Source organism: Marinobacter qingdaonensis (genome assembly GCF_034555935.1).
GTDB classification, from domain to species: Bacteria; Pseudomonadota; Gammaproteobacteria; order Pseudomonadales; family Oleiphilaceae; genus Marinobacter; species Marinobacter qingdaonensis.
Genome location: NZ_JAYDCJ010000003.1, coordinates 1,509,489 through 1,536,199, shown reverse-complemented (window position 1 = coordinate 1,536,199; position 26,711 = coordinate 1,509,489). Strand labels below are relative to the sequence as shown.

Sequence of the window (26,711 nt, the reverse complement as noted above, 5' to 3'; positions counted from 1 at the left end):
ATGTCTTACGCGCTATCGGATCTGCTTGCTCAGGCGCTTCACCTCGGCCGAACTGCGGCTGGAAAAATCCTCCAGGGCCTTGGCGCCCCCGGACGCATAGACCGCAACCGCGGCCATAAGATCCTTCAGCATCTGTGGGCTGTTGCGATCGAACGGCGCGTACGCCCCGCCGGAGAGCTTGCTCACCTGCTGGAACACCGCCCGGGCGTGGGCATCGTTGCCCTCGTGAAACATGAACACCGGGGTGCGCAGCATGCCAAGCTCGCCCGCGCTGTGGCACAGCTCGTCCACCGGCTCCTCGCAGCAGTCGCCAATGAAAATCACCGCCTTCACCGGCTCCGCCCGGGTCTCCTTGACAGCGTGGGCCAGCACCCGGCTGATCTGGGTGTGCCCTCCCAGGCAGGTGACCCCGTTCATCAGGTTCAGCAACTGACTGGTCTCGGTGACGAAGCGGGTGGATTTGAACTCGCGGAAGCCCCGGTAATAACACAGCTGGATGGCCAGCCCGCCCAGATCCTGCGCCGCCAGAAACAGCTCGCTCTGCAGGTGGCAGGCCTGGTCCCAGGTGGCCTCTCGGCTGGCGGTGGCATCCAGGGCAAACAGCAGCCGCCCCTGCCCAGCGCCACCCTTGGGCAATTTCTGGACCTGATGGATAAACTGATCGATGGATTGCTTGTCAGATTTGGTGCGCAGTTCTTTGTCGGACATAGGCGTTTGGACACCGCTTGCACTGGCCAGGTTATGGCTACAAGCGTAGGGCAAATCCCATGCATTTCACAGGTTCGCGAACACCCGGGCGTTACCCACTGGCGCTGGCTCTGCTGGCCGCCCTGGCTGCCTCCGGCGCGGCCAAAGCCTCGGAGGCCTGGTACCTGTCCTACCGCCACTGGCAAGCCTACGACTGGCCCGAGCATGCCACCTCCGCCAGCGAGGTGAGCCGATCCCAGCGCGCGTTGGGCTGGCGCCGCCAGGTCACAGGTGGCGACCTGGGTCTCGATTACGATTACCAACCCCTGCGCCTGCGCGCCGGCGAACCCGCCCACAACGGCCACCTGCATCGGGTCACCGCCGGCGGCCAATGGCAGTGGGGACGTTACCGCATGGCAGCTCGCGCCGGCCTGGCCGGCACCTCCAACATGTTCAAGTATCAGGATTTTCACCACAAAGCGGTGAATGGCCAGGTCGCGGCCTTCCGGGCCATGGCCGACGGCTCACCGTTCAGCGTCGGGATTGGCGGCGATCACCGGTTCGGGTCGTTTGGCTGGCTGCCCCGGCTGCGCTGGGCCTCAACAACCGGCCATGGCCACTGGCTGGTGGACCTGCCGGTGTTGCTGCGCTGGCAGAGCCCGGGCCAGAAGCTGGCCGCTCGGATCGAGCGCGTGGGCGATCGCTGGGCCACCCTGGACTCGGATCGGGCCGTGCAAAGCGCGCTCTACCTGTGCGAGTGGCGGGCGGAGCTGACCTATCGGGTCAGCCCGGCTCGCCGCTGGCGGCCGGGGGTCACACTAGGATTGGGCGGAAGCCTGGACACGCGCGTGGAATATCGGGATCTGGGGTTGGGCACCGTGGATCGAACCCTGGGCGATGCGTTGTTCGGGCGCATTCGGCTCGACTGGTAGCCCGTGATTTCGGTCTACGCCAGCGCCGCCTTCACCTTCTTGCTCAACTGCCCCATATCGACACGACCCAACACCTGCGGGCGCAGGTCGTTCATCACCTTGCCCATGTCCTGCATGCCTTGGGCGCCGGTGGCGTTGATTGAGGAGCGGATCAGGGCGTCCAGGTCGTCCTCGGTCAGGGCGGCAGGCATGAACTCCTCAAGGATCTCCATTTCGGCCCGCTCCTTATCCGCCAGCTCTGTACGGCCGGCATCGTCGTACTGACTGGCGGCGTCTCGGCGTTGCTTGAGCATCTTCTCCAGCACCTTGAGCACATCCTCGTCGGCCAGTTCCCGACGCTCATCGATCTCGATCTGCTTGACCGCCGCCTGGGCCATGCGCAGGGTCACCAGCCGCCCTTTGTCCTTCGCCCGCATGGCATTTTTTACCGCGCTGTTCAGTTGGTCCTTGAGTGATGATTCCGCCATGGTAGGGCTCCTGCTCAGTGTGTTGAGAAAAAGGTAGAATTCGGCATCAGGGCGCTTATAGTAATGAATGTGCATTCATGACTTGTTCTCGGGATTCCGGCCAATGCCCACCAAGAAAAATAACAATCAACTCGTCACGACCTCCGAGCATCTGTTGCCATTCATTGAGTCGCTGCCCGACGCGGTAGTTATTGTAAACGCAGACCACAAAATAGTACTGGTTAACTCCCGAACCGGAGAGATGTTCGGCTATCCAGTCGATGTTCTCAAGGGCGCCGACTTGATGACAATCATCCCTGAACTTCATCGCGGAAAGCACCGTCAGAAAGTCGATGCCTATTTCCAAAAACCTGTAAACCGCCCCATGGGAGCCCAAAAGCGCTTTTCCGGCGTACGCGCGGATGGTACTGAAGTGCCGGTAGATATCATGATCAACAGAATCACCCTGGATGGCGTCACTGTAGCCATGGCACTGATTCGGGATGTTACCTACCAGAGGGAGCTTGAGGACCGGCTGACCCTGGATTCCCTGACGGACGAGATGACCGGTTTCTACAACCGAAAACATTTCAAGACTCGCCTGGAGGCCCAACGTTCCGGCTTCCTTCGCTCTGGCTTGCCGACATCTGTAATTATGTTTGATTTTGACCATTTCAAACATATTAACGACCAGTTTGGTCATGCGGGGGGCGATATCGTGCTCGTTAACGTCGCCAGCATGATCCAGAAAGAACTGCGCCCGCTGGACGTTGGCTGTCGAATCGGTGGCGAAGAGTTTGCCATCATTCTGCCGAATACCAATCTGGAGAGTGCGGTGGCATTTGCGGAGCGCATTCGTCAACACATTGAGCGTATGGAGTTTCGAGTCGAAGAACGCAGATTCCATGCTACGGTCACCCTGGGCGTTGCGACTTTCTCGTCCATGGACCGCACCTCCGACGCAATAATGAAGCGCGCCGACGAAGCCCTCTACGCCGGCAAAGCAGCAGGGCGCAATTGCGTGGTATCGCAAGACGCTTTGACACGCACCGAGGCCGATTAACACCGGTTTTCGACTCACCCGACAAGCACTGAGACACCATGGAATTCACCTTTCTGGGCACCTCGGCGGGCACACCCACCCGGGCCCGCAACGTCACCGCACTGGCGTTAGCGCCCTCGGGCCCCAGGCCCTGGTACCTGGTGGACTGTGGCGAGGGCACCCAGCACCAGCTGTTGCGCGCGCACTACTCGGTGATGCAGCTGCGGGCGATCTTCATCACCCACATCCACGGTGACCACACCTTCGGCCTGCCGGGGCTGCTCACCAGCGCCTCCATGCTCGGGCGCACCGAACCGCTGGACCTGATTGCCCCGGTCCAAACCCACCGGTTCGTCACCTCGACCCTGGAGAACAGCGACTCCAGCCTGAGCTACCCGGTCAATTTCATCGACTCCGAGGCGGCGGATTTTCGCTGGCAGGACGAGCATTTTGCGGTCACCAACGTGGCCCTGTCCCATCGGGTGCCCTGCCGGGCCTACGTGTTCACGGAGCAAAACCTGGAGCGACAGCTGCGCCAGGACAGACTGACCGAGGACGGCATCGAGCCCGGCCCCAGCTGGGGTGAGCTGCAGAAAGGTCGGGACGTTACCCTGGCCGATGGGCGACTGCTTCGGAGCGACGACTACACCGAAATTCCCCGGGTCGCCCGGCGCCTGATCGTGGCCGGCGATAATGACGACCCGACGCTGCTCGCCGAGGCCAGTGCCGGCAGCCACGCGCTGATCCACGAAGCCACCTACACCCAGGACGTGTCCGAGCGGGTCGGCCCCTGGCCCCAGCACAGCTCCGCCGAACAGGTGGCGCGCTTCGCCCAGCAGGCCCAGTTGCCCAACCTGGTGCTGACCCACTTCAGTTCCCGCTACCAGTCCGGGCCGGGCGGTGCGCCCCACATCAACCAACTGGCGGCCGAAGCCCTGCGGCATTACCGGGGCGAGCTGTTCCTGGCCCGGGATTTCGACAGCTATCGATTGGAGAAGGATCTGACCCTGCGCTGCCTGACGACGGACAATCCCTGATACCATGGTCGCTCGCACAACCCACGGCCCAGACCTGCCATGACCACAGCCGCACCACCCGCACAGCACCTGTCCGAAGTAGCGATCGAGCGCGCCATCCAGACTGGCGTGGCCCGGTACTTTGCCGACTGTCGGGCACGGGTGCCGGCGTTCATCGACCGCCATTTCCACTACCCCGGCGCCATCGCCACCAACCGGATGGCGCTGGGCTGGGACATGCTGCGAGCCCCCTTCAACCTGCTCTGGGCCCCGGTCTATGCCCTGGCCTGCCTGGTAAAGATCCTCACTCGGAAACGCCAAGGCCTGCAGTGGCTGCACAGGCTCGCTGACCGGATACCGGCCGGCTTTACCACCCGGGTACAGGCGCACATCTCGCAGCTGATCCAGCAGGACCTGCTCAACAATCGCGAACACCAACATCCCGAGCACCAGGGACCCGCGACCACGCTGCTGGAGAGCTATGTGATCGAATCGCTGGAGGCGTTGTACACCCGGCACGCGGTCGAGCCGATAGACCACCAGCGCTTTAGCCAACTGATCGAGCCGGTTCTGGCGGATGCCCTGAGCCAGTACCGCGTGACCCGCACGGCCTCGGCCGACATCACCAACAGCATCTCCTGCACCGTGCTGGGCGCCTTCGCCTTTCAGAAATTTACCCCCGGCGGTATCGGCCTGGCGGTGGTGCTGGCGTCCATGCTGGCCAAGACCCTGGCCGCGAAAGATTTTTTTCTCGGGGAAACCATCGGCAACTGGTATTACAGCGTATTCCCCCCGGAGCCCTCGCTGGCGACCACCGCCGGCGTGCTGGTTGCGGTCATGGCGGCCCTGGCGGCGTTTGCGGCCCTGTCCGGGGTAATATCCGATCCGGTCCAGGCGGCAATCGGCCTGCACCGACGGCGCCTGCACAAACTGCTGGATCACCTGGAACGGGACGTGGCCGCCAGCACCCAGAGCAGTTTCCGCCCGAAAGACCAGTTCGTGGCTCGCATTCTGGACACCTTCGACATGATTCGGTCGGGGTTAATCTAAACAAGGAGTTTCGGCATGATCACCGTCCACCACCTGAACAATTCCCGCTCCCAGCGCATTCTCTGGATGCTGGAGGAACTCGGCCTGCCCTACGAGATCCAGCGCTACGAGCGCGATCCCAAGACCATGCTGGCGCCCGACAGCCTCAAGAAGATCCACCCGCTGGGTAAATCGCCGGTGCTCACCGACGGCGATCTGGTGGTGGCCGAATCCGGCGCCATCATCGAATACCTGGCCCACACCTACGGCAAGGACAGCCTGCTGCCCGAGGCCGGCGGTCAGGCCTGGCTGGACTATACCTACTGGCTGCATTACGCCGAAGGCTCACTGATGCCGCCACTGGTGATGCGCCTGGTGTTCGAAAAGGTCAAAACCAGCCCAATGCCCTTCTTCATCAAGCCGGTGGCCAAGGGCATTTCCGACAAGACCAACCAGATCTTCATCGGCCCGATGATCAAAACCCACCTCGATTTTGTCGAAAACCACCTGGCCAACCACACCTGGTTCCTGGGCGACCAACTCAGTGGCGCCGACATCCAGATGAGCTTCCCGCTGGAAGCGTCGGTCGCCCGGGGCATCGTCGGCAAGGACCGGCCCAACATCACCGCATGGGTGGAGCGGGTACACGCCCGACCGGCGTACCAGGCGGCGCTCAAGAAAGGCGGCGAGTATGACTTCGCCTGATGTGTCTTCGTTCGCTGCATTTTATTCCGCGCCAGCGCCCTTATATAGCTTGCTAACCTAAACGCATCGGCGAAAGGATTTCCGAATGAACGCCATCCTCAAGCAGTTTCTCCTAGTTTCCAGCATCTACCTGTTCACCCCCGCGGTCGATGCCTTCAGCCTGAACGACTCGCTCTCCAAAAGCTCCGCCGCCCTCACCTCTGCCACGCAGGTAAAAGGCGAAGCCCAGCAACTGGTCGGCCAGTTGCAGAACCAGCTCGGCGTGACCCAGTCCCAGGCTGTGGGCGGCACCGGGGCCATGCTGCAACTCGCCAAGAACCAGCTCGGCGCCGGCACCATCAGCAACCTGACCGACAAGGCCACCGGCCTCTCCAGCCTGATGGGCGGCGGCAGCAGCCTGAGCAAGAGCCTGATCTCCAACATCTCCACCATGGATGGGGTGCAGTCGGCGTTCTCGGCCCTGGGCATGGACCCGGCCATGATTCAGCAATTCCTGCCAATCATTCTCGGTTTCCTGGGCGACCAGGGCGTCGGGGCCTCGATGCTGGGAAAACTGCAGGGGTTGTGGACGCCCGCCGGCTAACGCCCGGCTGACCCATGGGCGCGACGGACAACCAAGGACTCACCCCATGACGCCCTCCATGACACCCCGCCGATGGGCGCAGGCCCTGCGCCCTCAGGAATTGCCTTTCCGGAGACACCTGACCCGCGCGTCCGTGGCGCTGATCTATCGAAGAGCCGCCAGCGGTGGCACCGAGTTGCTGTTCATCCAGCGCGCCCGCCGGGAAGGCGATCCCTGGTCTGGCGACATGGCCTTCCCCGGCGGCCGCATGCAGCCGGAGGACGCCTCGCCGCGGGCGACGGCCGAGCGGGAAACCCTGGAGGAAACCGGCGTCGACCTGACCCAGCACGGCCGGTTCCGGGCCCGGTTGTCCGACCTGCTGACCCGCCATCACAGCCGCTGGCGGCCCATGGTGGTCACCCCTTACCTCTACGAGTGGCGGGGGCCGCGCTCGGTGACGCTGAACCACGAGGTCCAACGGGTGGTGTGGGTGCCCCTGGATTATCTGGCGGCGGAAGAGAACCAGGGCAGTCTGCCCTGGCGCACGCCGCTGGGTACCCTCAACATGCCCTGTTGCCGGTACCAGGGGTACTGCATCTGGGGTCTGAGCTACAGCATGTTGCAGGAATTTCTGGCATCCAGGGCGAAACGGCCGTGAAAAGATTAAATTTTTCACCTTTTGCGTGATTTTGCAGACAAGCCTTGCCAGGCTGGCTATGCTGCGAGAACGTGAGGGTGGGCCGTGCAGAACGGCGCGCTGGTTTCCGCGATGTAGGGTGGGGCATGTCTTGGAATTTGTCTGTCGGTAATGTGGCACGGGCGGGCCTTCTGCTAGCCATCGGACTGATCTGCGCTCAGGTGTCCGCCGAACCCATGCGAGTCGTAACAGAGCACTCGCCCCCGGGTGAATACCTTGATGAGAATGGTCGCGTCACCGGCGCTACGGCGGAACTGGTCCGTGAACTGATGCGACGGGTTGGCGCACCGGGCGACATTTCCCTGGTGCCCTGGGCGCGGGGTTACCGTATGGCGCAGAAAGGCCCCAAGGTTGCCCTGTTCGAAACCACCCGGTCCGAACTGCGCGAAGACCAGTTCCATTGGGTCGGCCCGATCAAACGCATCACCACCGGTTTCTTTGTCCGTCGCGACGATGGCGTTGCCATCCAAACGCTCGACGATGCCCGATCGCTCGACGGCATCTGTGCCTATCGGGGTGGCTCGGGCGGCGAATCCCTGTCGGCTCTGGGTTTCACCAACCTGGAACAGCCCACCATGCCCGAGCAATGCCTGGAAATGCTGATGCACGGCCGCGTCGACGCCTGGGTGACCAGCGACATCGGGCGCCTGCCGCTGTTTGACCAATCGGCGTATTCCGCGGACGACGTCGAGCTGGCCTACATCACCTCCATTCGATACCTGTACATCGCCATATCCCGGGACACCGACAAGGCCACGGTGAACCTCTGGCAAGACACCCTCGACCAGATGAAAACGGACGGCACCCTGGCCCACTACTATCGCGGCACCTACCCCGACGAATTGATCCAGGCACTCAGCCAGCCCGGCCATCCGGACCTGCCTTGGCTGCAGTAACCGCAGCCCCTAGCGGTATTCCGCTCACCCTTCCAGATTGACTCAAGCGTCCCCGCCCAGGGGCATTCTGGCCATCGCCTTGATGAGCCCTCCGCCCTAATGTGGTTTTCGTCACAGTTCGAAACACGCTGCAACAAAAAATCACAAAAGGCAGAGCTATGAACAATCGAATCCATGCCCTGGTTCTCGGCATCACCGCCGCCATGCTTGGCGCCTGCGGTGGCGGTGGTGGCAGTTCCGACGACGGCACCGGCACCTCGTCGCAAAGCACCGAGCAAGCCAGCACCAACGACAAGTCTTCCACCCGCTCCATTGCCCGCCCTCTGACCGACAGCATCAGCGAGCTGGCCCACGCCTCTTGCGACCAGGGCGAGCGGTTGACCGGCAACCGCAGTTACCGGGTGGAAATGCCCTCGCGGGTGGACGGTGCCGCCATCGTTTTCCAGGTGTTCGAGCCGGCCCAGTTCGATTGCCAGACCGAGCACCCCCTGATTCTCCAGGGGCACGGATTCAGCGGCTCACGTTCCACGGACGCCGGCGATGATCCGCTGGCGCCCATCGCCCCCCTGGTGTCCGCGGGGTTCACCGTCATCAGCATTGATCAGCGCGGGCACGGTGAAAGTGGCGGCAACATCCGGGTGATGGACCCGGACTTCGAGGGCGAGGACCTGGTCCAGATCGTGGACTGGGCTGAAAGCCATCTGGACTACCTGAAGTACCGGGACGACAACCTGTTGCTGGGCGGAATCGGGGGTAGCTACGGCGGCGGCTTCCAATACCTGCTCTACAACGTCGACCCCGACCAGCGGATGGATGCCATGGTGCCGCACATCACCTGGCACGACCTCACTTACAGCCTGAACCCGGGTAACGTGACCAAGAACTACTGGCTGGCGTTCCTGTCGCTGGTGGGCGATACCGGAACCGGCGGTTCCATGGATCCCTATCTGCGCTCAACCCTGGTGAATGGCATTGTCGAGCATGGCGTTTCGGATCCGGCGCTGGATTTCTTCCACTACCACAGCCCCAGCTATTTCTGGGACAACGAGCGCGGCCTGGAGCTGTTTGACGCCGGCAACACCCAGGAGTACCTGCTTGATCCCATCACCGGCCGGATTCCGGTCACCAGCGACGGCCGCTACGTCATCAAGACCCCACAGAGCAACCCCTACCCGGTGGACGTGCTGATGTTCCAGGGCATGCGCGACAGCCTGTTCCCGTTCAACGATGCCTGGGAAAACTACAAGGTACTGAAAGCTGCCGGTGGCGATGTGCGCCTGCTGACCTACCCGTTCAGCCACCACTACCTGGCCCCGAACGCCGGCCTGGTGCAGGAGACCCTGGCCAATCTGGGTTTCTATCTGGAGGCGCTGCCTGAATTGCCCAACGCGGGGCTGAATACCCTGGCCAGCTGCGGCGACATCAGCGCCAATCAGGCGGCCGTGGCCTGGTTCAATGACAAATTGCTGGACCGGGGCGATGCGGACAACGTCATCACCACCGGCAACCAGATCTGCTACACCCTCACCCCGGGCGATGCCGTGTCCACTCCGGAGGTGACGGTGGGCGGCGCCCGCTTCCCGGTCGAATTCGACCTGGCCAGTAACGCCATCGAAGTGACCGCCTTCACCGGTGTGTCCGGCTTGTTGCCCACCATCGTGCCACTGACCACCCTGGAGGAGGACGGCCTGATTGCCGGCATTCCAACTGCGACCCTGAACGTGGGCAGCCCCCTGTCGAGCCTCGACGAGCAATGCCTGGACGAATCCGACCCAATCTTCTCGACCGGCACCTGCGATGCCATCCTGTTCGTTGGGGTGGGTGTCATCAAGGGCGGTGTGGGCCTGCCCGAGCTGATCGACGAACAGGTTCATCCGATTCGCGGCTTTGGCGAGCACGCCTTTGAGATGGTTGGCGTCGCGGAACGGTTAAACGCCGGGGATCAATTGGTCCTGCTGCTGTACGGCCAGCACCCGACGTTTACCGGCGCCTTCTCCCGCGACCTGGCGGCGACCGCGGTGAGCGTGGGCGGCGAGGTTGCCCTGCCCCTGCTGACCCCGGACGGTCAACAGGCGCTGTAGAGGGGCTCCAATACTTGGGATAGGGAGCGTCCGCTCCCTACAAAAACCGCACTTCCCGGTTCAGCGCACTCAGGGTGATCGTCTCTTCCCGGGCCTGAACCGCATCGTCCTCCAGGCTGACCCGCTCGCCGGTGTGTTCAAAAATGGCCTGCTCGATCTTTTCGTTGGTCATCTCACCGGTAATCTGCACGGCATTCACCTCGCCGGAATCCAGGGACGCAGTGCCACCGGGCAAGTAGATGGTGCCGTTGCTGAAATCGACCGCGAAGGCAATGACCCCGGGAATCAGGAAGAACAGCAAGCCGATGCCATCCAGGATCACCACGCCGGGGTCCAGGTGGCCCGAGGTCTGGCCCTTTCTCTCCGGGTACAGAATCGTGCCACAGGCGACGAGCTGCAGTGAAAACCCGGCGACAACAGACAGTGCGACAGACTTCTTAACCTTGCTGTTCATTGTTTTCTCCTTTGCGCTTTAAAAACAAACACCTGCACCAGACTCGCACATGCCCCAACCGCGGGGCAATGCGGGCGCCGGTCAGCCGCGGCCGTCACCGGCCAGCAGCAGGTCCGGATTGAACCCCATGATCACCGCGCCCCAGTGCTTGCCATCCACATACACCGGAATCGACAGGTCGTTCAGGATCTCGCCGGTGTCCCGGATGTAGGTCTGCAGCAGGAACCGTTCGGTGTGGCTGGCCCGTCGGGTCTCGGTTTCGTTGCTGTTGTACAGCCGCTGGTCGCGACTGTAGAGCAGGTCTTTATTCGGGTCGCCGGTGGGCGGCTGGGACGTGGCCCGGTGGTGCACGGGAATGTAGCCTTTCACGTCCACCAGCAGGCTGTAGACGGTGCCAGTGAAGCGCTCCTTGCTCTGGTCGGTCAGGTCCTGGAACTCGCGTTTGAAGCGATCGGAGAAGCTGGTGCGGTATTTCTGGGGCGAGGTGTTTGGAATCGGCTCGTAACGCCGATCGAAGATATCAACGCCCTGCCGGGCCAGTTCGGTCAGCCGTTGCTCGACCTCCGCCGCCAGTTGCTGACGGGCCTCCAGGATCTCTTCGAAGGCGCCCCGGCCGATCCGGTAGCGGGCCAGCAACTCCATGGAGGCCTCGGTGGCCTTGCGAAGCTGCTCGGAGAAGGCGTCTGACTCGGCAATTTCCTTCGCCAACTCCCGGCCCAGATCATGGATCTCGTTGCCATGCTCGTGCACCTGGCGGTTGGTGATGCTGACCTCCTCCACCGACGAGGTGATGGACAGCAGCTCCGCGTGCGCCTGCTCGATGTACTGCAGCATGTTGTCGAACTGGGCGGCGGTTGAGGTCACCTCTTCCCGGGCCTGATCGGTCTGCACCAGCAGTTGCTCGGTGTCCTTTTCCGTGCGCCCGACCCGGGCGTCCATGTCGCTGATGATCTCGTGCACGTCGCCGGTGGCCGACGCGATTTTCTGGGCCAGCTGGCGCACCTCGTCCGCCACCACCGCAAAACCGCGGCCGGCCTCCCCGGCCCGGGCCGCCTCAATGGCGGCGTTGAGGGCGAGCAAATTGGTCTGGTCGGAAAAGCCCTGCACCATTTCCAGGATCTTGCCAATCTTGCCCGCGCTCTCGCTCAACCCGGCCACGGTCTCGCGGAAGTTCTGCAGCTGGTCGTTTACCTCGCGGATGCGCTCGGCCACCTGGGACAGCGCCTCGTTGGACTCGCGCACCCCGTCCAGGTTGCGGGAATTGAGCTCCGACACCGACCCGGTGCGCTCGGTAATGTCCTCAAGGGCCGTGGCTCCCTCGCCACTGGACTGGGCAATGAGCTGGGACACCTCCTCCTGCTTGGTGGCACTCTGCTGGGCCTCGCCGGTGAGCTTACGCAGCCGCGCCGACTGCACCGCCACCTGCACCGCATGGTGGCGCAGGTCCGACAGGGCGCCGCGCATGCTGGCCAGCAGTTCATTGTGCTCCCGGGCAATGCGCCCGGCCTGGCCAGCGCCGACCGGCTGGTCCTCGGAGATGTCCAGCACCTCGCCGGACTGAGTGGCGCTCGCCGGAGCCGGTGCCTCCTCACGGCTGAACCGGCCAGCCCCGAGCCACCAGCCCGCCAGCGTAACCAGTACCGCCACCACCAACCCCGTCAGGGCAAACCCGGGCAGCGCCACCGCCAGCGCGAACAGCAGCAAAACCAGCAGATGATGGAAACGGCCAATCAACGGCAGCCACGGCGCGCGTTCTGAATTCGATGCAATCATTGTTGTTATGTCCTCTGCAGAATTCCTGTGATGAGGTTATCGGCCACCATAGCCAGAACTTCATCCCAAAAGCAGTAACCCATCCTAGGAGTGTACCTGCCCCCTTTTAAAGCGGATCACCTGCCTTACCCTCCGGCCCGCGCCCCATTTCAGCGCACCCGCCGGGGCCACCCGTGCGCCAAACCGGTACACACGGGGCAGGCCTGCACGGTATGCATCTTGCTCGGCATATCTCGCAGGGGGCCCTGGACGCCCCGACCCATCGCGAGGACGCACCATGAATCCATTGCTGTACCCTGCGGCCCTGGCCGGCCGCCTTGGCCGGCGAACAGCCATCACCGTCAGCACCCTGGCTCTGTTGGCCGGACTTTCCCTGACAGTGCTGGGGCTGATGGCCGCGGGGCTGGCCCTGGTGGTCCTGGCCAGCTACCTGACCACGGCCTGGTTACTGCTGATGCAAAAAGACGCCGACGCCCTGATCGCCGGCTGCCGGAACCAGGCCCGAGACCGGGATTACCGCCTGCTCGACACCCGGCTTACCCTGCTGGCGCCACTCGCCCAATCCGTGGCTGATACCCTGCGCGACAGCGAACGCCGGGAGCAGCGGCTGACCGACCGCCTGGCGGAAATCGCCCACGCCACCGGCGAGCTGTCCCAGAGCAGCCAGCAAATCGCGCTCGGCGCCAGCGAGCAGCGCCAGGCTTCGGCCGCCACCTCGGCGGCGGTCGAGGAGATGAGCCAGAGCATTGCCGAAGTGGCCCGTAACGCCCAGGCGTCGGAACAGGCCAGCGCGCAGGTGCGCGACCTGATTCAGGAAGGGGGCAGCCGCCTGGCCACCGCCAGCGACACCATCGCCGGCATGGCCGCCGATGCCAAACAAACCACCGAGCTGATGACCCAGCTGCTCGATCAGTTCCAGTCGGTCACCAACATGACCGCCACCATCAGTCACATCGCCGAACAGACCAACCTGCTCGCCCTGAACGCCGCCATCGAAGCGGCCCGGGCCGGGGACAATGGCCGGGGCTTTGCCGTGGTTGCCAATGAAGTCCGGGATCTGGCCAACAGCAGCCATCAGTCGGCCGCCAGCATCGGCACCAACATCGCCGGTGTCCGGGCCAACATCGAGGCCACGCATCAGCAAATGGACCGGTTGCTGCAGCAGGCCCGGGACAGCGTCGCCGACACCCGGGCGGTGCAGGAGTGCCTGGAACATATCCAGACCCACGCCCTGCATATGAACGAGCAGGTGGCCTCGGTGGCCCACAATGCCCGGGAGCAGGATCTCGCCGTTCGGGAGATCGCGACCCAGGTGGACACCACCCACCAGCGCATTGACGCCAATGGCCGGGCGACCGAGGAGACCGACCTGATCGTCCAGCACATCCAGGGCCTGACCGCCGCCATCACCGAACCCACCACCGCCGGAGGCGCACGCTGATGGACCTATTGATTGCCGCCGCTGTCACCCTGTTCCTGGTCTTGATCCTGGCGTTCAAGAAACCCTGGCAAAACTCGGCCCGGCGCGCCCAGGGCCTCGCCCAGCTCAAGAGCCTGAGGCAGTTGCTCGAACACCTGCAACAACATCGGGGCCTGAGCACCGGCTACCTGGGCGGCGACCACTCGCTGAAACCGAAGCTGGAACAGACCCGGGCGACGATTCGCACCAACCTGAACGGCCTGGACGCGACCAGTCTGGTCGAGCACGAACGCTGGGTGTCGTTCACCGACCATTGGTCCCGGCTAGAGCGCACGGCCCTGTCATTGCCGGTCAGCGACAACCTGAAACAGCACAACCAGCTGATCGCCAACCTGCTGCAACTGATCGAAGACATCGCCGCCCGCTACCAACTGCTGTTTCTGAGCCACCCGGGCGACGGCGTCGGCACTCTATGGCGGGAATTGCTCTACACCACCGAATGGCTGGGACAGGCACGGGCCCTGGGTACCGGCATCGCGGCGGCGGGTAACAGCACCGGGGTGGAGCGGATCCGGCTGAGCTTTCTGTGCGAGCGGATCCAGGCGTTGTCGGCCGTGGCCCACAACACGCTGCAGAGCCAGAACCAGGGCGGATTGGGCTCGTTGCAGGAAGCGAGCCGGACCGTCAGCACCCTGCTGTCGGTGATCGAGACCGAATTTCTGTCAGAGGCGGCACCGAAGCTGCCGGCCAGCGCCTATTTCGACCAGGCCAGCCAGACCATCAGTGCCCAGTTTGCGGTGGTGGATGAAATGCTGCGGATGCTGCAGGGCCGGTATCAGGCCTGAAACCAGAGCCAGAATGCCGCCGCGCCAAGGACCAGCACGGCCAGATGAACCGCCAGATTCCGGCGGGTGGTGGGGCTGGGCTTCTCCGGAAAACGGGCGTAGTCGTCGCCAAACAAACCGACACCGCAGGGCTGGCAGTAGTTTTTCGAGTAGTGCAGGCGCAGCTCGGCCGGCTCAAATCTCTTGCGGCAGCTGTAACAGCTTGGTTTGATCATCTCGGGCCCCGGGGCATCTCGGTGGTAGGTCAGCGCAACTGCCGCATGATGTGTTCAATCGGGGCCGTTGGCAACACTCCCGTGCCTTGCCGACGCATCACGCCTGCCAGTAGGCCTTGGTGCTCTCATCCATCGGAAAGAAATGCTCGATCCGCAAGTTCTGCGCGGTGACGTCCAGCGGCGTGCCGATGGTGGCGATGGTCGAGAAGATTCGAAGCGGTTGTTCGCCCAGGTTCAGGGTGAAGGGTATCGCCGGGTAGTCCAGGTGCTCCACCACGTGGCTTTTCCAGTGCTCCGGCACGCCCGGGATCGTCAGCGCCTGCTCCAGCAACCGATTGGGCTGGTCGCGAAACGGGCCGGCCAGATGTTCGTGGTAGATGCGCTGCAGCATGTGGCAGGCGATGTTCTCCCAGTCGCCGACGAAGGGCTTGATGCCCTTGTCATCGAGCAGGGCCAGCAGGAAGTTGGGCCGGGCCGGAAGCTGGGCGCCCAGCTGCACCAGTCTGAGCATCATCGCCTGCATGGCCTGATTTGCCATGACCAGGGAGTACTCGTGATCGAACACCACCGCAGGGTACGGCAGGTGCGCCTGCAGCAGGTGATCGAGGGCGTCCTTGATCATGGCCATGCCAGGGGCGTTCAGGTCCTGATCGGAATAGACTTGACTGTAGCCCGCGGCCGACAGCAGGCGATTGGTGCCGGCCAGATCGGTTTGCAGCATCTGCGCCAGATGCAGAACCATGCCCTTGCTCGGCTGGCTGCGGCCGGTTTCCAGGAAGCTGATGTGCTTGGCCGAGACCTCGCAGGCCAGGGCGAAATCCATCTGGCTCAGGCGCTTGCCCTGCCGCATTTCTCTGAACAGCGTTCCGAAGGCGCTCATTGGGGTCCCTGTCTTGTCCGAATGCCAAGCCATTATCGCGAGCGCGGGTAAGCCGCACCATTACCTCACAGGTAATTGAGCCTATCACCACCCCGGTAGAAGCTTTGTAGCGTAGTCCAACCCTTTGTGAAACCCGAATGAGGTGACCCCATGAAAAACATCGTCCGCCAATTCAGCGTGAAGCAAATCATCCTGAGCGACGTGTTCCTCTCAACGCCCCTGGCCCTGGCGCTGATCCTGGCCTCCGGCCCCATTGCCCAGTGGGCGGGCGGCCCCGGCGCCACCTTTTACCAGGTGGTCGGCCTTGTGATGCTGCTGTGGTGCGTGGACATGACCGCCATGGCCCTGAACCAGCGGTGGCAGGCGCGCTTTTTCAACCTGATGATTGCCGTGGATGTGACCTGGGCCCTGCTGTCCCTGGCCCTCATGGTGTGGTTCGCGGCGACGCTGCAGCCGCTCGGCTGGGTGCTGTTTGCCCTGAACGTACTGGTGCCGCTGGACATGGCCTGGATGAAACGGGTGGCTGGCAGCCAGCCGGGGCTGACCGCAGCGTCTCACCGTTAACGACGCCCTCAGCTGTCCGACGAGGACTGGAGCGCCTTGTAGCGCTCCGCCAACTCGATCCGAATCGCCCGTCGTTGCTGGCCGTTGGCAAACCGCCGGATCTGATCATCGGTACGGGGTTCGAGCATGGGCACTTGCACGGCTTTGCCGTTGTCGTCCACGGCGACCATGGTGAAGAAACAGCTGTTGGTGTGCCTGACCAGTTTCTTGCGGATGTCTTCGGTGATCACCTTGATGCCGATTTCCATGGAGGTGCGCCCGGTGAAGTTCACGCTCGCCAGGAAGGTGACCACCTCCCCCACGTGAATCGGCTGCAGGAACATCACCTGGTCCACCGACAAGGTGACCACATAGGTGCCCGCGTAACGGCTGGCGCAGGCGTACGCCACTTCATCCAGGTACTTGAGCAGGGCTCCACCGTGGACATTGCCGGAGAAGTTGGCCATGTCCGGCGTCATGAGGACGGTCATGGTCAGTGTGGTCGATTCGAGTTCCATCGCGCGCGCTTCCTGTGTCGGGGCCTCCAGTATAGGCCCAGACGCCCCAGCCGGATCACCTAGACTTTTGTCCCGAGGGGGCATCACGGAGGCGACGCACCGGGGCTCAGTGTTTTCGGCATGAGGTTCAGGACAGCGCGTTCGCTTTGCGACGACCGCCCTGGTAATCAAAGATCCGCTCCTGCACCTGCCAGTAATGCTTCTGTTTGCGGGCAATGACAAAATCCGGCGCAGGCAACAGCGCCTGGAACTCGAGCACCTGGTCGGCTGTTGTGAACGCCTTCGGCGCCTGGCTGCTGGCGAACCGTCGACCAAACAGTTTGTTGAAGACGCTGCGCTGGGCCGGCTTGCTGAAATCAAAGGACTCGCTGAGCTCTTCGCCATCCTCGCCGTGGTAGGTGAGCCTCAGCTTGCTGCCGCGGTCACTCAGGCTGATGCCCGCACAACGGATCACCAGGGCGTCCTTGAGTTTCAGGGCATCCCGAAGCTGGTCATCCGGGTCGATGATGGCCTTGTGGCACTGGTGGCAGTTGCGGGCCGCGATGTCGTTCTCGGCACTGCAGTGGGGGCATTCCTTGAACCGGAACCGGTAATCGCATTGCTCCGGGCGCGGCGTTTTCGCCTGGGTAGTGCCCGCCTCTGCGGGGCCTACAGGGTCCTCTAACACTCCCTGGCACCGGCGCCCGTAGTGTTCGACCACCCGGCCGTCACCGTCGGTTTTGCCCCAGAAGATGTTGGCAAAGCCGCAGCCCGGGCAAAACACCTGCACCGGTTCTCTGTCGGGATTGGGTTTCGGCTCTCCCACCTCCGGGTGATGCAGGTTCACGCTATTGCCGGCGTAATCGACCACCAGGCAATCCTGTTTGCCGGCGTCCAGACGCAGCCCCCGGCCCACAATCTGCTGATACAGGCTGACCGACTGGGTCGGGCGAAGGATGGCGATGAAATCGACGTGGGGTGCGTCAAAGCCGGTGGTGAGCACAGACACGTTCACCAGGTACTTCAACCGCCGCTGTTTGAACTGCTGGATCAGCCGCTCCCGTTCGGCCAGATCGGTCGCGCCGGTGACCAGTGCGGTTTGCTGTTGCGGCAGATAGCCGGTGATCTCCCGGGCGTGCGCCACCGTGGCCGCGAAGATCATCACACCCTGGCGCTCGTCGGCCAGCTCCATCACCTGCTCAATGATGGCGCGGGTCACCCGCTGGTGCTTGCCCAACAGCTGGTTCACGTCTTTCTCGGCGTACTCCCCGAAGCGGTCCCTGGGCAGGGCGGAGAAGTCGTACTGCGCCACCGCCGCGTTCACCAGCTCGGGCCTGGTGAGAAAGCCCCGGTTGATCATGTAGCTCAGTGGCAACTCGTAGATGCAATGCTGAAAGGGTTTATCGTGCTCTTCCTCAGAGCCACGAACAAAGCCCCGGTAGTGGTAGCGGTAGATCCAGCCCATGGCCAGACGGTAGGGGGTGGCGGTCAGCCCGAGCACTTTCAACGCGTCGTTCTGCTGCCGCAGCAGCTCAATGATGCGCTGATACTGGCTGGTCTCCTCGCCACTGACCCGATGGCACTCATCGATGATCACCAAGGAGTATTGGTCCCGGAACTGGTCCAGATTGGCCGACACCGACTGCACACTGGCGAAGGTGACCTGATGCTGGTTGTCCTTGCGCTTCAGCCCGGCCGAGAAAATGCCCCCCGTCAGACCGTAGCTCTGGTACTTGGCGTGATTCTGCTCCACCAGCTCTTTGACGTGGGTCAGCACCAGGATCTTGCGTTTGGCGAGCCGGGCCAACTCGGCAATGACCAGACTCTTCCCCGCTCCGGTCGGCAGCACAATTACCGCCGACTCGTCCGATCTGCGGAAGTGCCGCAAGGTGGCATCAACCGCTTCCTGTTGGTACGGCCGCAATGTGAACGGAGCAGTCATGGGGTTGTGGTCAATCGCTGTCGGGGTGGAGGGGCGCCATAGTAGCAAATAGTGCCGCCGTTGGCTGACAGGGACTTACTGGCTAGCCGGGCGCTCCCGGCGCTGGGCGCGGGCCAGCCGGCGGTTTTCTTCCTCGCGTTCCTCCAGCATGTCCTGGACAAAGTTGATGTGCTCGCCGGCGAGGCGGCGGGCATCCTCGGCGCGGCCCGCCATGATGGCGTCGAACAGGGCCTGGTGCTGGGCCACCAGCGTGTGTCGGGTTTCACTGCGCAGGGCGTACATGCCCCCGATGTTGGTCACGGTACTGCGCTTGAGCAGATCGAACAGACCGCGAATGGTGTGCAGCAGCACAAGGTTGTGGCTGGCCTCGGCAATGGCCAGATGAAAGCGCGCGTCAGCGGCACCTTCCTCGGCTCGGCTCGCCTGGCCTTCGCGGGCGTAGCAGGCCTGCAGCTCATCGTAGGCTTCCTGTAGTTGCTGACGGTCGAGGTCGGTGGCACGCCGGGCGGCGTAATAGGCGCAGTCCGCTTCCAGGGTGTGACGAAACTCCAGCAGGTCACGCTGGGCATCGGGGCGGCCCTCAATCAGGTTCAGCAGCGGGTCACTGAAGCTTGAGCCCAGGGAGTCACTGACATAGTTGCCACCGCCCTGACGGCTGGTCAACAGGCCCCGGGCCACCAGCTTCTGCACCGCCTCACGCACCGACGGCCGCGACACACCAAACCGCTCCGCCAGCGCACGCTCCGCCGGCAGACGCTGCCCCGGCTGCAGCGTGCCCTCCAGAATCATGGTTTCCAGCTGCTCGACGATGTTGTCGGAGAGTCGGTGCTGGCGAATCTGCCCCATTTCCGCTTCTGCCCTATTTTGGTCTGACCAATTTACAGAAAAGGTTAACCAGTGACCGCCCGTTGATCAAGCCGAATATCCACGCCTGTACCAAAGTCTACATTTGCGTGTTTGACACACCATTGATGGTTTTCTAATCTACTGCACCAACTGCTATAAATTGGTATTACCAATTGACGCGCCTTTGCTTAAGCAATGAATGGCCCGCTCTTCCTACGAGGACCAGCCGGCAAGGGGCGCGGCTTGCTCAAGAACCCATGAGGACTCTGCGATGATCGTTTCCGCCTCGACCGACTACCGCGCCGCCGCCCAGCGTCGCCTGCCGCCCTTCCTGTTCCATTACGTCGATGGGGGCGCCTACGCCGAGCACACGCTCAAGCGCAACGTCGAGGATCTGTCCGACATCGCCTTGCGTCAGCGCGTCCTGAAAAACATGGAAGACCTGAGCCTGGAAACCAAGCTGTTCGACGAGACCCTGAGCATGCCGGTGGCTCTGTCGCCAATCGGCCTGGCCGGCATGTGCGCCCGCCGGGGCGAGGTGCAGGCGGCGCGGGCGGCGGATGCCAAGGGCATTCCCTTTACCCTGTCCACCGTGTCGGTGTGCCCGATTGAGGAAGTCGCGCCGGCGATCGACCGCCCCATGTGGTTTCAGCTCTACGTGCTGAAAGACCGCGGCTTCATGAAGAACGCGCTGGAGCGCGCCAAGGCCGCCGGTGTAAAAACTCTGGTGTTCACCGTCGACATGCCGGTGCCCGGCGCCCGCTACCGGGACGCCCACTCGGGCATGAGCGGCCCCAACGCGGCCATGCGCCGTTACCTGCAGGCCATGACGCACCCGCGCTGGTCCTACGACGTGGGTCTGCTCGGCAAGCCGCACGATCTGGGCAACATCTCCGCCTACCGCGGCAACCCGACCGGGCTGGAAGACTACATCGGCTGGCTGGGCAACAACTTTGACCCGTCCATCTCCTGGAAAGATCTTGAGTGGATTCGCGAGTTCTGGGATGGCCCAATGATCATCAAAGGCATTCTGGACCCGGACGATGCCCGCGACGCCGTGCGCTTCGGCGCCGACGGCATCGTGGTATCCAACCACGGCGGCCGACAGCTCGACGGCGTGCCGTCCAGCGCCCGTGCGCTGCCGGCCATCGCCGACGCGGTCAAGGGCGACCTGAAAATCCTGGTGGATTCCGGCATCCGCACCGGCCTGGATGTGGTGCGCATGCTGGCGCTGGGCGCCGACTGCACCATGCTCGGCCGCGCCTTCATCTACGCCCTGGCCACCGACGGTCAGGCCGGTGTCAGTAACCTGCTGGAACTGATCGAAAAGGAAATGCGCGTCGCCATGGTACTGACTGGCGCCAAATCGATCAGCGAGATCAATGCCGACCTGCTGGTGCGCGACGCCTGAAAATCGGACGGGGCGTCGAGCCCCGCCCTAACTGCCCCAGATCCCCAGCATGGCGCCGGTGCCAAGCACCAGCGCCCCGCCTACCTCCCCCACAATCAACAGGGTCATGAACGCCCCGATCAGCCAGGGTGGAAGCAGCCGCTTGCCCAGCCGATGCGGGCGACGGAGCTGATTGTCGGTGTCCTGCAGCAGGCCATGGATGATATAGGTGGCAATGGCGAAGGCGAAGAACACCAGGGCCGCCAGCGCCGCGATGGTGTTGACCCAGCCGGCGAACACACTGTGGGCACTGAACGCCGCCAGCAACAAGGCCGCGAAACTGTACAGCAGGGAACTGCGGTGGGCGATATCCACGTACACCGGCGAGCTGGCCTCCTCGCTCCGGGCCATGTGCCGGTACTTCCAGATGCCGGTGAGCAGGCCCGTCATAAAGAACAGGAAAGCGGCAGACAGGCAGATCTTCTCAGCCAGGGGCATGGCATCGCTCCGTGGGTGTTACTGGAAGGCAGGATTATGTCACCGGAAGCACCGCCTGGATCGACGAAGCCGTCACAACGCGTCTTTCGGCCCGGGATGACCAGCGCTTGCATCGGCCGAAGTCAGCGAGATTCAGCTTGCCCTTCCCTAGGGAACCAGCGGGTAGGCCGCCCTCACCTGCCGCATCGCAATCCTGGCGTCCTCAGGCTTCAGACCGTTTTTCCGCAACTGCGGCATCACCATCCGGCCCACGCTCTGACACCGGGATCCCGCGATCTCATGCTGCACAAAGAGGTCGGCGATGGACTGGGGGTCAGCATCCGGATTGGACTTGAGGAGCTCGCCGATCGCTATGGCACAGGCCTGCTCCGCAGGGTTCGTGCTTTGCTTGCTTCGCCAGATCAGAAACGCGGCGATGACGGCGATAATCCCGACGATCAGATATTTCATGGCGTACTCTTGGTTGTTGTCAATGGAGAAGGACGACCCGTTACGCTAGTCGAATGTCCCAAGATACCAACCTGACAGGAAAAACAGTAAGGCGAGAATCAAAAAGACGGTGTGAGGCGCTAGCTTGAGAAGACTCCCAGATACCAAGCCGCCAGAATCGAACTGGCCCCTAAGATGAAAAGAATGGAGACAGGCAAGAGCACCCAGAGCTTCAGGCCGTTTGGCAGAGCTTCGCGCTCATCCCCCATCCTGGATTCAATCCTAGGGCCTATACGAGGAAGATTTCGGAAGACGAAGAAGAAATAGACGTGCACCACCCTCATCCAACGTCCAATAGGCCCATTCCCCCAAATAATCCTGATGCCATCTAGCTGTTTACCCGGTGTCGAGATGTGGCCTTCAATCTCTCTCACTTTCGGGAAGAAAAAAGTCAGAATCAAAATGAGCAGAAAAAACCCTCCAAGCATAGAAAAAACCATAATTTTCTCTGCAACGGCGGTTAATAACTCACTGCTCATGAATTGATTCTCGAAGTAGTTCACCCGACGCCTCACCCACCTGGGCTCCCCCAGAGGCACCCACTGCCGCGCCTACCCCTCCAACCAGTATGGCGCAGGCAATCCCGCCAATGCCTGCTGATGTTACGGCAAACATGGTGCATGCACCGGCAGCTGTTCCCCCTAGGGCTCCGAAGACGCTTGTCCCAACCAATTTCCCCCCTTCCTGGTATGTAACTGCCTGGCACTCCCTACCTCTGCCCGACCTACACGCCTCACGAATCTTGAGTGCAGACATAGACGAATCCAATGCAATCCCAAGGTACCCCACCCCACGAACGTACTTTGAGCCCGCCGCCACTCGTTCGTAGTGCGTGGCGTAGCCGGGGATATTTCCAACCCCTGCCTTGTTCCAATGACGAACAATACTCTTCGACGACAACCCCAGTGCCCGCTTGAGCTTTGGATCATCATCCAGGGACATGCCCCGTTTCGCCAAACTCCCCAGAGCGAAATCCAGCTTCTTGAACAGCGCCCGGCGCTTTTCGAAGAAATCCGAATGGTTCAGGTGCCCATGCTTGCGGTAGCTGTCCTGATGCAGGCGCTCCACCTCCATCAACGTTGCCTTGATGTGATCGAGCTGCTTGGCGACCATTACTGCTCCAGCGCCAAGCCCTGCGGAGCTGGTCGAGGTGATGACTTCCAATAGATCGTAATGCTTGATGAGGAACTGCGCCTCGTCCGCACTGAGCGAGCGCACCTTGGCATTCACCTGCTCGGCCACGGCCATCAGATCCGCTTCTTCCAGAGTGCAGGCGCTCGCCTCCGGGTCACCCAGAACAATCATCTCACCGGGGAGCACCTGGTCGCCCAAACCGGGGTTCAAACGGTCAAAGCTGTCCGGCTTGGCGGAAGCATCACCATAAAGAGCTGCCAGCAGGGCATTCCGGTTCATCGGGCGTTGAACCACGTGAAAACCTGGCTCCACACTGGCCTTCTGCGTTGGGCTATCCGAACGCCCAGCAGCCAGGCCAGACACAGCCGTACTACCCGCTATCCCACCACGGCCGCTCTCGGCCAGCGCTTCGTGCTTAAGAGCCCGCTGGGGCTCTGGGGTTTGGTTAGCAATCGCACGCTTTGCGGAAGGCGCCAACCTGGACGCCTGGGTTACCGGACGCGGAGACAAACCGGAGAATCGGGCGGGCGAATGGGTATCACCGATGATCACACTGCCACTCCCCATGGTGACACCGCCACATGAAATCGCGCCGCCGGTCACCGCCGCGGGGATACCGTTGATCAGGACCGTGGCAGAGCCGGCCGCAATCGTGCGGGGGTGGGTCGAATGCTTGGGTTTGGTGTGTGGCGCGAGAGGATCGCCAACCCGGGCAACCGGTTTGCCGTCGATCAACACATCCGGTGAACCGGCGATCACCGGCGTTGGTGGGAACCCGGCGTGATCCGTGCCCAGGTCGCCCAGTAAAACGACGCTTTTAGTCATTCCTTTGCTCCATGGCTCCTTCAGTCCTTGAGGGAGAATTCACGATCTTGTCGCAGGTTGCCTTCAATGGCTACCGAGTGCGTCACGCTAAGCGAGTTTCATGAAAAAAGATGTGCCGAACTTTTCGAACCTGAATGGGCAAATTCAGGCCACAACCATTGCTGGAAACAGAGCACTCACACCGGCAGCTCAATAATCTCCCCAGCCACACCAGCCTCGCTCACCACCAACCGCCCCACCGTAATCGGCAGCGTGAAGCGCCGGGGCCCGGCGCCTCCAGGGTTGAAGTAGAGGACGTCATCGATCCATTCGTTGCGGGGTTTGTGGGAATGGCCGGCGATCACCACGCGGTAGCGGCCCCGGGGATCGAGATCGAGGGTTTTGACGTCGTGCAGCATGTAGAAGGCGTGGCCGAGGAACTCCAATTCCTCACTATCCGGCAGGGTTGCGGCGCGACCGGCTTTGTCGATGTTGCCGCGAATCGCCACCACCGGCGCGATTGCTTCCAGCGCCTCCAGCACATCGTCCCGCCCGACGTCACCGGCGTGCAGGATCAGCTCCGAGCCTGCCAGCGCCTCCAAGGCTTCGGGGCGCATTTTGCTGTGGGTATCTGCGATCACGCCGATGTTCATGGTTCAGCCTTTGCTCACCTGTTGTGCGGAAAGAGAATGCCTCACTGAAGCCTGCACCCGACAAGATTTCTGCCCGGTTGATAAGCACCATTTTCCAAACCGGGCGTACTTAGTTATCCGGATCTCTGCATTTCAGTCCCAGTAACGAGCGAACGCCACTGAAATAAGCAGCAGAGACGCAGCGACGAAGCGCTCGATGAGAACGCTTCATGCCTCGAGACATCGTATCTGAAGGAGAACAAGATGAAAAAGCTACGTGCACTCGCGTTTTATGCCCTGGTGGCGCCCGCCATCACCCTGGGTTCGGCCACTGTGTTCGCCTCACACCACGGTAATGACAATCCCGATCTGGGCGAACAGGATATGGACGAACATGCCAAGCCCGCGAGCGGGGATCCTGAGCTTCACGAGGGCGCGGAAAAGTCCAAATACAACGAAACAGACACCACGGGCATGGATGACCAACAGGGCTCGGGTTCCGGCGACCACTCCGGCATGAAGAAGAAGGACGACATGAAATCATCGTCCGGCATGAGCTCAGACGAGTAACCTGATCGGGGCGGCGCCTGGCTGGCTCACGCCCCGGATTTTCTATCCCTCGGCCTCAGTGGTGATGCCCACCCGGCCCATGCACGTGGCCGTGAGCGAGTTCTTCGGCATCCGCGTCCCGGACGTCAACAACCTCGATGTCAAAGGTCAGGGTTCGACCCGCCATCGGGTGGTTGGTGTCGACATCGGCAAACTTGTGCCCGACTTTGGCGACCACTACATGGCGCGGGCCCTGCTCGGTACGCACCTGGGCAATCATGCCCGCCTTCCAGCGCTTGGCGCCCATCAGATGCTTGATCGGCACGCGCTGGATGGCGTCGTCCTTGCGCGGGCCGTAAGCCTTCTCCGGGCCGACGGTGACGCTGAAGGTATCTCCCGCTTCACGCCCTTCCAGAGCTTCCTCCAGGCCTTTGATGATGCCGCCGTGCCCATGCAGGTAGGCGTTCGGCTCGCCGCCGCGGGAGTTTTCAACCTCGCTGCCCTGTTCATCACGGACGCTGTAGTGGAACAAAACCACCTGATTCTTTTCAATTGCCATAGAGCTCTCTGCACTAGTTCAAAGTCCGCCATTATAGCCAGCAATGGCGAAGCTTGCTGGGTAAAGCACGGCTTTACCGACGCAGTCAGTCTCGGCGGTTGATCGCTATCAGTGAGAAATAGCGGTCAATCAGGCAAACAGGATTACCAATGCCTTTGGGATCCGAGAATAACCTTGCCCTGATTTTATGCAGTTCAACGCAACCAATTGGCGGAATCACAAGGGCAACGATATCGCGAGCCAATCAGTGTTGGTCGGCATCCCGAGTAATTATAGCGGCAGGAATAGGCGACCATCGTCAAGGTCACAAACTGACAGCCCAGTCTCATAGTTCGAATCAAACTTTTGATAGGCTCTCGGGCAAAGGCAAGGAGCCAGCGCCATTTTCAGGAGGAAAACACCATCGTGACCGACCGCGCGACTAACCCGTGGCAGCAACACTTGCTGCACTCTATATTGATTGCAATCGCCATCCTCGGCGGCTTTCCAATTGTCGGGCCGAAGAATTTCCTGCCCGCTCCCTGGGTCTGCACCCTGTCACTGTATCTCTCTGCTACCTCCGTTCTCCTTTTTTCAGGATGGGTGATTTATCTGGCACGGACCCGCAAAATCAATCCTGGCCACCCCTGGCATCAATATAGCCGCATCAAGAAAGGGCTCACCCTAGTCTCCTGTCCTCTTATACTCTGGGTTATGCTTCATCTGGCAATGGGATACTCCCTGCCACGACTTTGGACTTCCCTGGTCAGTGAACCTGCGATCGTGCAGTATCAAGTCACCCGTACGTTGGGCAGCGGCCGCTATTCCTGCGACCATCAACTCTCACTCGATAAGTTTGACAGCTTCGCATTCGAATTCTGTCTGCCGGAAAAATTCTGGCACCGCCTACCCGATGCACCTTTCATCGCCACCTTTAAGGTCAACAGTTCACACCTGGGCACGACCTTTGAAGGAGTGCGCGTGCCTCCGCATCTGCTGAAAAGTGCTAGCGAAAACCTATAAGTTCGCCCTTTCCCTCAAAGAAGCCAAGACGACATATTCGTCCTGATTTTCCCGATTCTGGGATGGCGGGTGTTGGTATCACAATTGGTAAATTTGTGGCCGACTTCGGCAACTAGCAAATAACGCGGGTCCTGCTCATCACTGTC

30 protein-coding genes are annotated in these 26,711 nt (G+C 62.0%); 15 read left to right on the top strand and 15 right to left on the bottom strand.

The window, feature by feature from the left end; translation table 11 throughout:
* Nucleotides 1–12 precede the first annotated feature (12 nt).
* Nucleotides 13–708 carry a VWA domain-containing protein gene (locus tag U5822_RS10205; RefSeq protein WP_322855519.1) on the bottom strand — a complete coding sequence of 232 codons (696 nt, stop codon included), beginning with the start codon at nucleotides 706–708 and terminating at the stop codon, nucleotides 13–15.
* Between the two features lie 59 nt (nucleotides 709–767).
* Here U5822_RS10205 and U5822_RS10200 point away from each other — a divergent pair, with 59 nt between their 5' ends.
* Nucleotides 768–1,619 carry a hypothetical protein gene (locus U5822_RS10200; RefSeq protein WP_322855518.1) on the top strand — a complete coding sequence of 284 codons (852 nt, stop codon included), beginning with the start codon at nucleotides 768–770 and terminating at the stop codon, nucleotides 1,617–1,619.
* Nucleotides 1,620–1,633: 14 nt separating this feature from the next.
* On the opposite strand, the gene U5822_RS10195 is transcribed toward U5822_RS10200, so the two are convergent.
* Nucleotides 1,634–2,086 (bottom strand): GatB/YqeY domain-containing protein, encoded by a 453-nt coding sequence (locus U5822_RS10195; RefSeq protein WP_322855517.1) that lies wholly within the window; start codon nucleotides 2,084–2,086, stop codon nucleotides 1,634–1,636.
* 103 nt (nucleotides 2,087–2,189) lie between these two features.
* Between U5822_RS10195 and U5822_RS10190 the strand changes: the two genes are divergently transcribed.
* The 8 genes from U5822_RS10190 to U5822_RS10155 all read left to right on the top strand — a co-directional run bounded on the left by U5822_RS10190 (nucleotide 2,190) and on the right by U5822_RS10155 (nucleotide 10,093).
* A complete protein-coding gene (locus tag U5822_RS10190) occupies nucleotides 2,190–3,128 on the top strand; it encodes a sensor domain-containing diguanylate cyclase (RefSeq protein WP_322855516.1) in 939 nt (312 codons plus the stop codon).
* A gap of 38 nt (nucleotides 3,129–3,166) precedes the next feature.
* Entirely contained in the window at nucleotides 3,167–4,144 is a 978-nt protein-coding gene (locus U5822_RS10185; protein WP_322855515.1) for a ribonuclease Z, read from the top strand.
* A gap of 39 nt (nucleotides 4,145–4,183) precedes the next feature.
* Entirely contained in the window at nucleotides 4,184–5,173 is a 990-nt protein-coding gene (locus tag U5822_RS10180) for a DUF6635 family protein (protein WP_322855514.1), read from the top strand.
* A 15-nt stretch (nucleotides 5,174–5,188) separates the two neighbouring features.
* Nucleotides 5,189–5,857: a glutathione S-transferase family protein gene (locus tag U5822_RS10175; RefSeq protein WP_322855513.1), complete on the top strand. Its 669-nt coding sequence runs from the start codon at nucleotides 5,189–5,191 to the stop codon at nucleotides 5,855–5,857.
* Between the two features lie 85 nt (nucleotides 5,858–5,942).
* Nucleotides 5,943–6,440, top strand: a complete 498-nt coding sequence (locus tag U5822_RS10170) for a DUF2780 domain-containing protein (RefSeq protein WP_322855512.1) — start codon at nucleotides 5,943–5,945, stop codon at nucleotides 6,438–6,440.
* Between the two features lie 46 nt (nucleotides 6,441–6,486).
* Nucleotides 6,487–7,077 (top strand): NUDIX hydrolase, encoded by a 591-nt coding sequence (locus U5822_RS10165; protein ID WP_322855511.1) that lies wholly within the window; start codon nucleotides 6,487–6,489, stop codon nucleotides 7,075–7,077.
* Between the two features lie 215 nt (nucleotides 7,078–7,292).
* Nucleotides 7,293–8,012, top strand: coding sequence for a substrate-binding periplasmic protein (locus U5822_RS10160; RefSeq protein WP_322855510.1), 720 nt, complete (start codon nucleotides 7,293–7,295; stop codon nucleotides 8,010–8,012).
* Between the two features lie 158 nt (nucleotides 8,013–8,170).
* Nucleotides 8,171–10,093: an alpha/beta hydrolase family protein gene (locus U5822_RS10155; protein WP_322855509.1), complete on the top strand. Its 1,923-nt coding sequence runs from the start codon at nucleotides 8,171–8,173 to the stop codon at nucleotides 10,091–10,093.
* Between the two features lie 37 nt (nucleotides 10,094–10,130).
* Here the strand turns inward: U5822_RS10155 and U5822_RS10150 are convergent, their stop codons facing one another.
* Both U5822_RS10150 and U5822_RS10145 read right to left on the bottom strand, forming a co-directional pair.
* A complete protein-coding gene (locus tag U5822_RS10150; RefSeq protein WP_322855508.1) occupies nucleotides 10,131–10,547 on the bottom strand; it encodes a polyribonucleotide nucleotidyltransferase in 417 nt (138 codons plus the stop codon).
* 81 nt (nucleotides 10,548–10,628) lie between these two features.
* Complete coding sequence (locus tag U5822_RS10145) at nucleotides 10,629–12,320, bottom strand: methyl-accepting chemotaxis protein (RefSeq protein ID WP_322855507.1); 1,692 nt, start codon at nucleotides 12,318–12,320, stop codon at nucleotides 10,629–10,631.
* A 277-nt stretch (nucleotides 12,321–12,597) separates the two neighbouring features.
* Between U5822_RS10145 and U5822_RS10140 the strand changes: the two genes are divergently transcribed.
* Together U5822_RS10140 and U5822_RS10135 are read left to right on the top strand one after the other, a co-directional pair.
* Entirely contained in the window at nucleotides 12,598–13,761 is a 1,164-nt protein-coding gene (locus U5822_RS10140; protein ID WP_322855506.1) for a methyl-accepting chemotaxis protein, read from the top strand.
* Nucleotides 13,761–14,585, top strand: a complete 825-nt coding sequence (locus U5822_RS10135) for a nitrate- and nitrite sensing domain-containing protein (RefSeq protein ID WP_322855505.1) — start codon at nucleotides 13,761–13,763, stop codon at nucleotides 14,583–14,585. The genes U5822_RS10140 and U5822_RS10135 overlap by 1 nt, the downstream gene beginning before the upstream one ends.
* Here the strand turns inward: U5822_RS10135 and U5822_RS10130 are convergent.
* Together U5822_RS10130 and U5822_RS10125 are read right to left on the bottom strand one after the other, a co-directional pair.
* Nucleotides 14,576–14,800, bottom strand: coding sequence for a hypothetical protein (locus tag U5822_RS10130; RefSeq protein WP_322855504.1), 225 nt, complete (start codon nucleotides 14,798–14,800; stop codon nucleotides 14,576–14,578). The two genes, U5822_RS10135 and U5822_RS10130, sit on opposite strands and share 10 nt — an antisense overlap.
* Nucleotides 14,801–14,897: 97 nt before the next feature.
* Complete coding sequence (locus U5822_RS10125) at nucleotides 14,898–15,680, bottom strand: helix-turn-helix domain-containing protein (RefSeq protein WP_322855503.1); 783 nt, start codon at nucleotides 15,678–15,680, stop codon at nucleotides 14,898–14,900.
* Nucleotides 15,681–15,830: 150 nt separating this feature from the next.
* Between U5822_RS10125 and U5822_RS10120 the strand changes: the two genes are divergently transcribed.
* Nucleotides 15,831–16,244, top strand: a complete 414-nt coding sequence (locus U5822_RS10120; RefSeq protein WP_322855502.1) for a hypothetical protein — start codon at nucleotides 15,831–15,833, stop codon at nucleotides 16,242–16,244.
* 8 nt (nucleotides 16,245–16,252) lie between these two features.
* Here the strand turns inward: U5822_RS10120 and U5822_RS10115 are convergent, their stop codons facing one another.
* From U5822_RS10115 to U5822_RS10105, 3 genes are all read right to left on the bottom strand, one after another.
* On the bottom strand, nucleotides 16,253–16,741 hold the full coding sequence (locus U5822_RS10115) for an acyl-CoA thioesterase (protein WP_322855501.1): 489 nt from the start codon (nucleotides 16,739–16,741) through the stop codon (nucleotides 16,253–16,255).
* Nucleotides 16,742–16,868: 127 nt separating this feature from the next.
* Nucleotides 16,869–18,662, bottom strand: a complete 1,794-nt coding sequence (radD, locus tag U5822_RS10110) for a DNA repair helicase RadD (RefSeq protein ID WP_322855500.1) — start codon at nucleotides 18,660–18,662, stop codon at nucleotides 16,869–16,871.
* A gap of 75 nt (nucleotides 18,663–18,737) precedes the next feature.
* Nucleotides 18,738–19,508, bottom strand: a complete 771-nt coding sequence (locus U5822_RS10105; RefSeq protein WP_322855499.1) for a GntR family transcriptional regulator — start codon at nucleotides 19,506–19,508, stop codon at nucleotides 18,738–18,740.
* A gap of 271 nt (nucleotides 19,509–19,779) precedes the next feature.
* On the opposite strand from U5822_RS10105, the gene lldD reads away from it, so the two are divergent.
* Nucleotides 19,780–20,919, top strand: a complete 1,140-nt coding sequence (gene lldD / locus U5822_RS10100; protein ID WP_322855498.1) for an FMN-dependent L-lactate dehydrogenase LldD — start codon at nucleotides 19,780–19,782, stop codon at nucleotides 20,917–20,919.
* A 27-nt stretch (nucleotides 20,920–20,946) separates the two neighbouring features.
* On the opposite strand, the gene U5822_RS10095 is transcribed toward lldD, so the two are convergent.
* The 5 genes from U5822_RS10095 to U5822_RS10075 all read right to left on the bottom strand — a co-directional run bounded on the left by U5822_RS10095 (nucleotide 20,947) and on the right by U5822_RS10075 (nucleotide 24,476).
* On the bottom strand, nucleotides 20,947–21,396 hold the full coding sequence (locus tag U5822_RS10095) for a hypothetical protein (RefSeq protein WP_322855497.1): 450 nt from the start codon (nucleotides 21,394–21,396) through the stop codon (nucleotides 20,947–20,949).
* A 147-nt stretch (nucleotides 21,397–21,543) separates the two neighbouring features.
* Entirely contained in the window at nucleotides 21,544–21,846 is a 303-nt protein-coding gene (locus tag U5822_RS10090) for a hypothetical protein (protein ID WP_322855496.1), read from the bottom strand.
* Between the two features lie 119 nt (nucleotides 21,847–21,965).
* Complete coding sequence (locus tag U5822_RS10085; RefSeq protein WP_322855495.1) at nucleotides 21,966–22,364, bottom strand: hypothetical protein; 399 nt, start codon at nucleotides 22,362–22,364, stop codon at nucleotides 21,966–21,968.
* A complete protein-coding gene (locus U5822_RS10080) occupies nucleotides 22,354–23,844 on the bottom strand; it encodes a type VI secretion system PAAR protein (protein ID WP_322855494.1) in 1,491 nt (496 codons plus the stop codon). The genes U5822_RS10085 and U5822_RS10080 overlap by 11 nt, the downstream gene beginning before the upstream one ends.
* Before the next feature lie 176 nt (nucleotides 23,845–24,020).
* Entirely contained in the window at nucleotides 24,021–24,476 is a 456-nt protein-coding gene (locus U5822_RS10075) for a metallophosphoesterase family protein (protein ID WP_322855493.1), read from the bottom strand.
* A gap of 243 nt (nucleotides 24,477–24,719) precedes the next feature.
* Here U5822_RS10075 and U5822_RS10070 point away from each other — a divergent pair, with 243 nt between their 5' ends.
* Entirely contained in the window at nucleotides 24,720–25,025 is a 306-nt protein-coding gene (locus U5822_RS10070) for a hypothetical protein (RefSeq protein WP_322855492.1), read from the top strand.
* Between the two features lie 55 nt (nucleotides 25,026–25,080).
* Here U5822_RS10070 and U5822_RS10065 read toward each other — a convergent pair whose 3' ends face one another.
* Entirely contained in the window at nucleotides 25,081–25,563 is a 483-nt protein-coding gene (locus U5822_RS10065; RefSeq protein ID WP_322855491.1) for an FKBP-type peptidyl-prolyl cis-trans isomerase, read from the bottom strand.
* Nucleotides 25,564–25,968: 405 nt separating this feature from the next.
* On the opposite strand from U5822_RS10065, the gene U5822_RS10060 reads away from it, so the two are divergent.
* Nucleotides 25,969–26,565, top strand: coding sequence for a hypothetical protein (locus tag U5822_RS10060; RefSeq protein ID WP_322855490.1), 597 nt, complete (start codon nucleotides 25,969–25,971; stop codon nucleotides 26,563–26,565).
* Nucleotides 26,566–26,711: the final 146 nt, after the last annotated feature.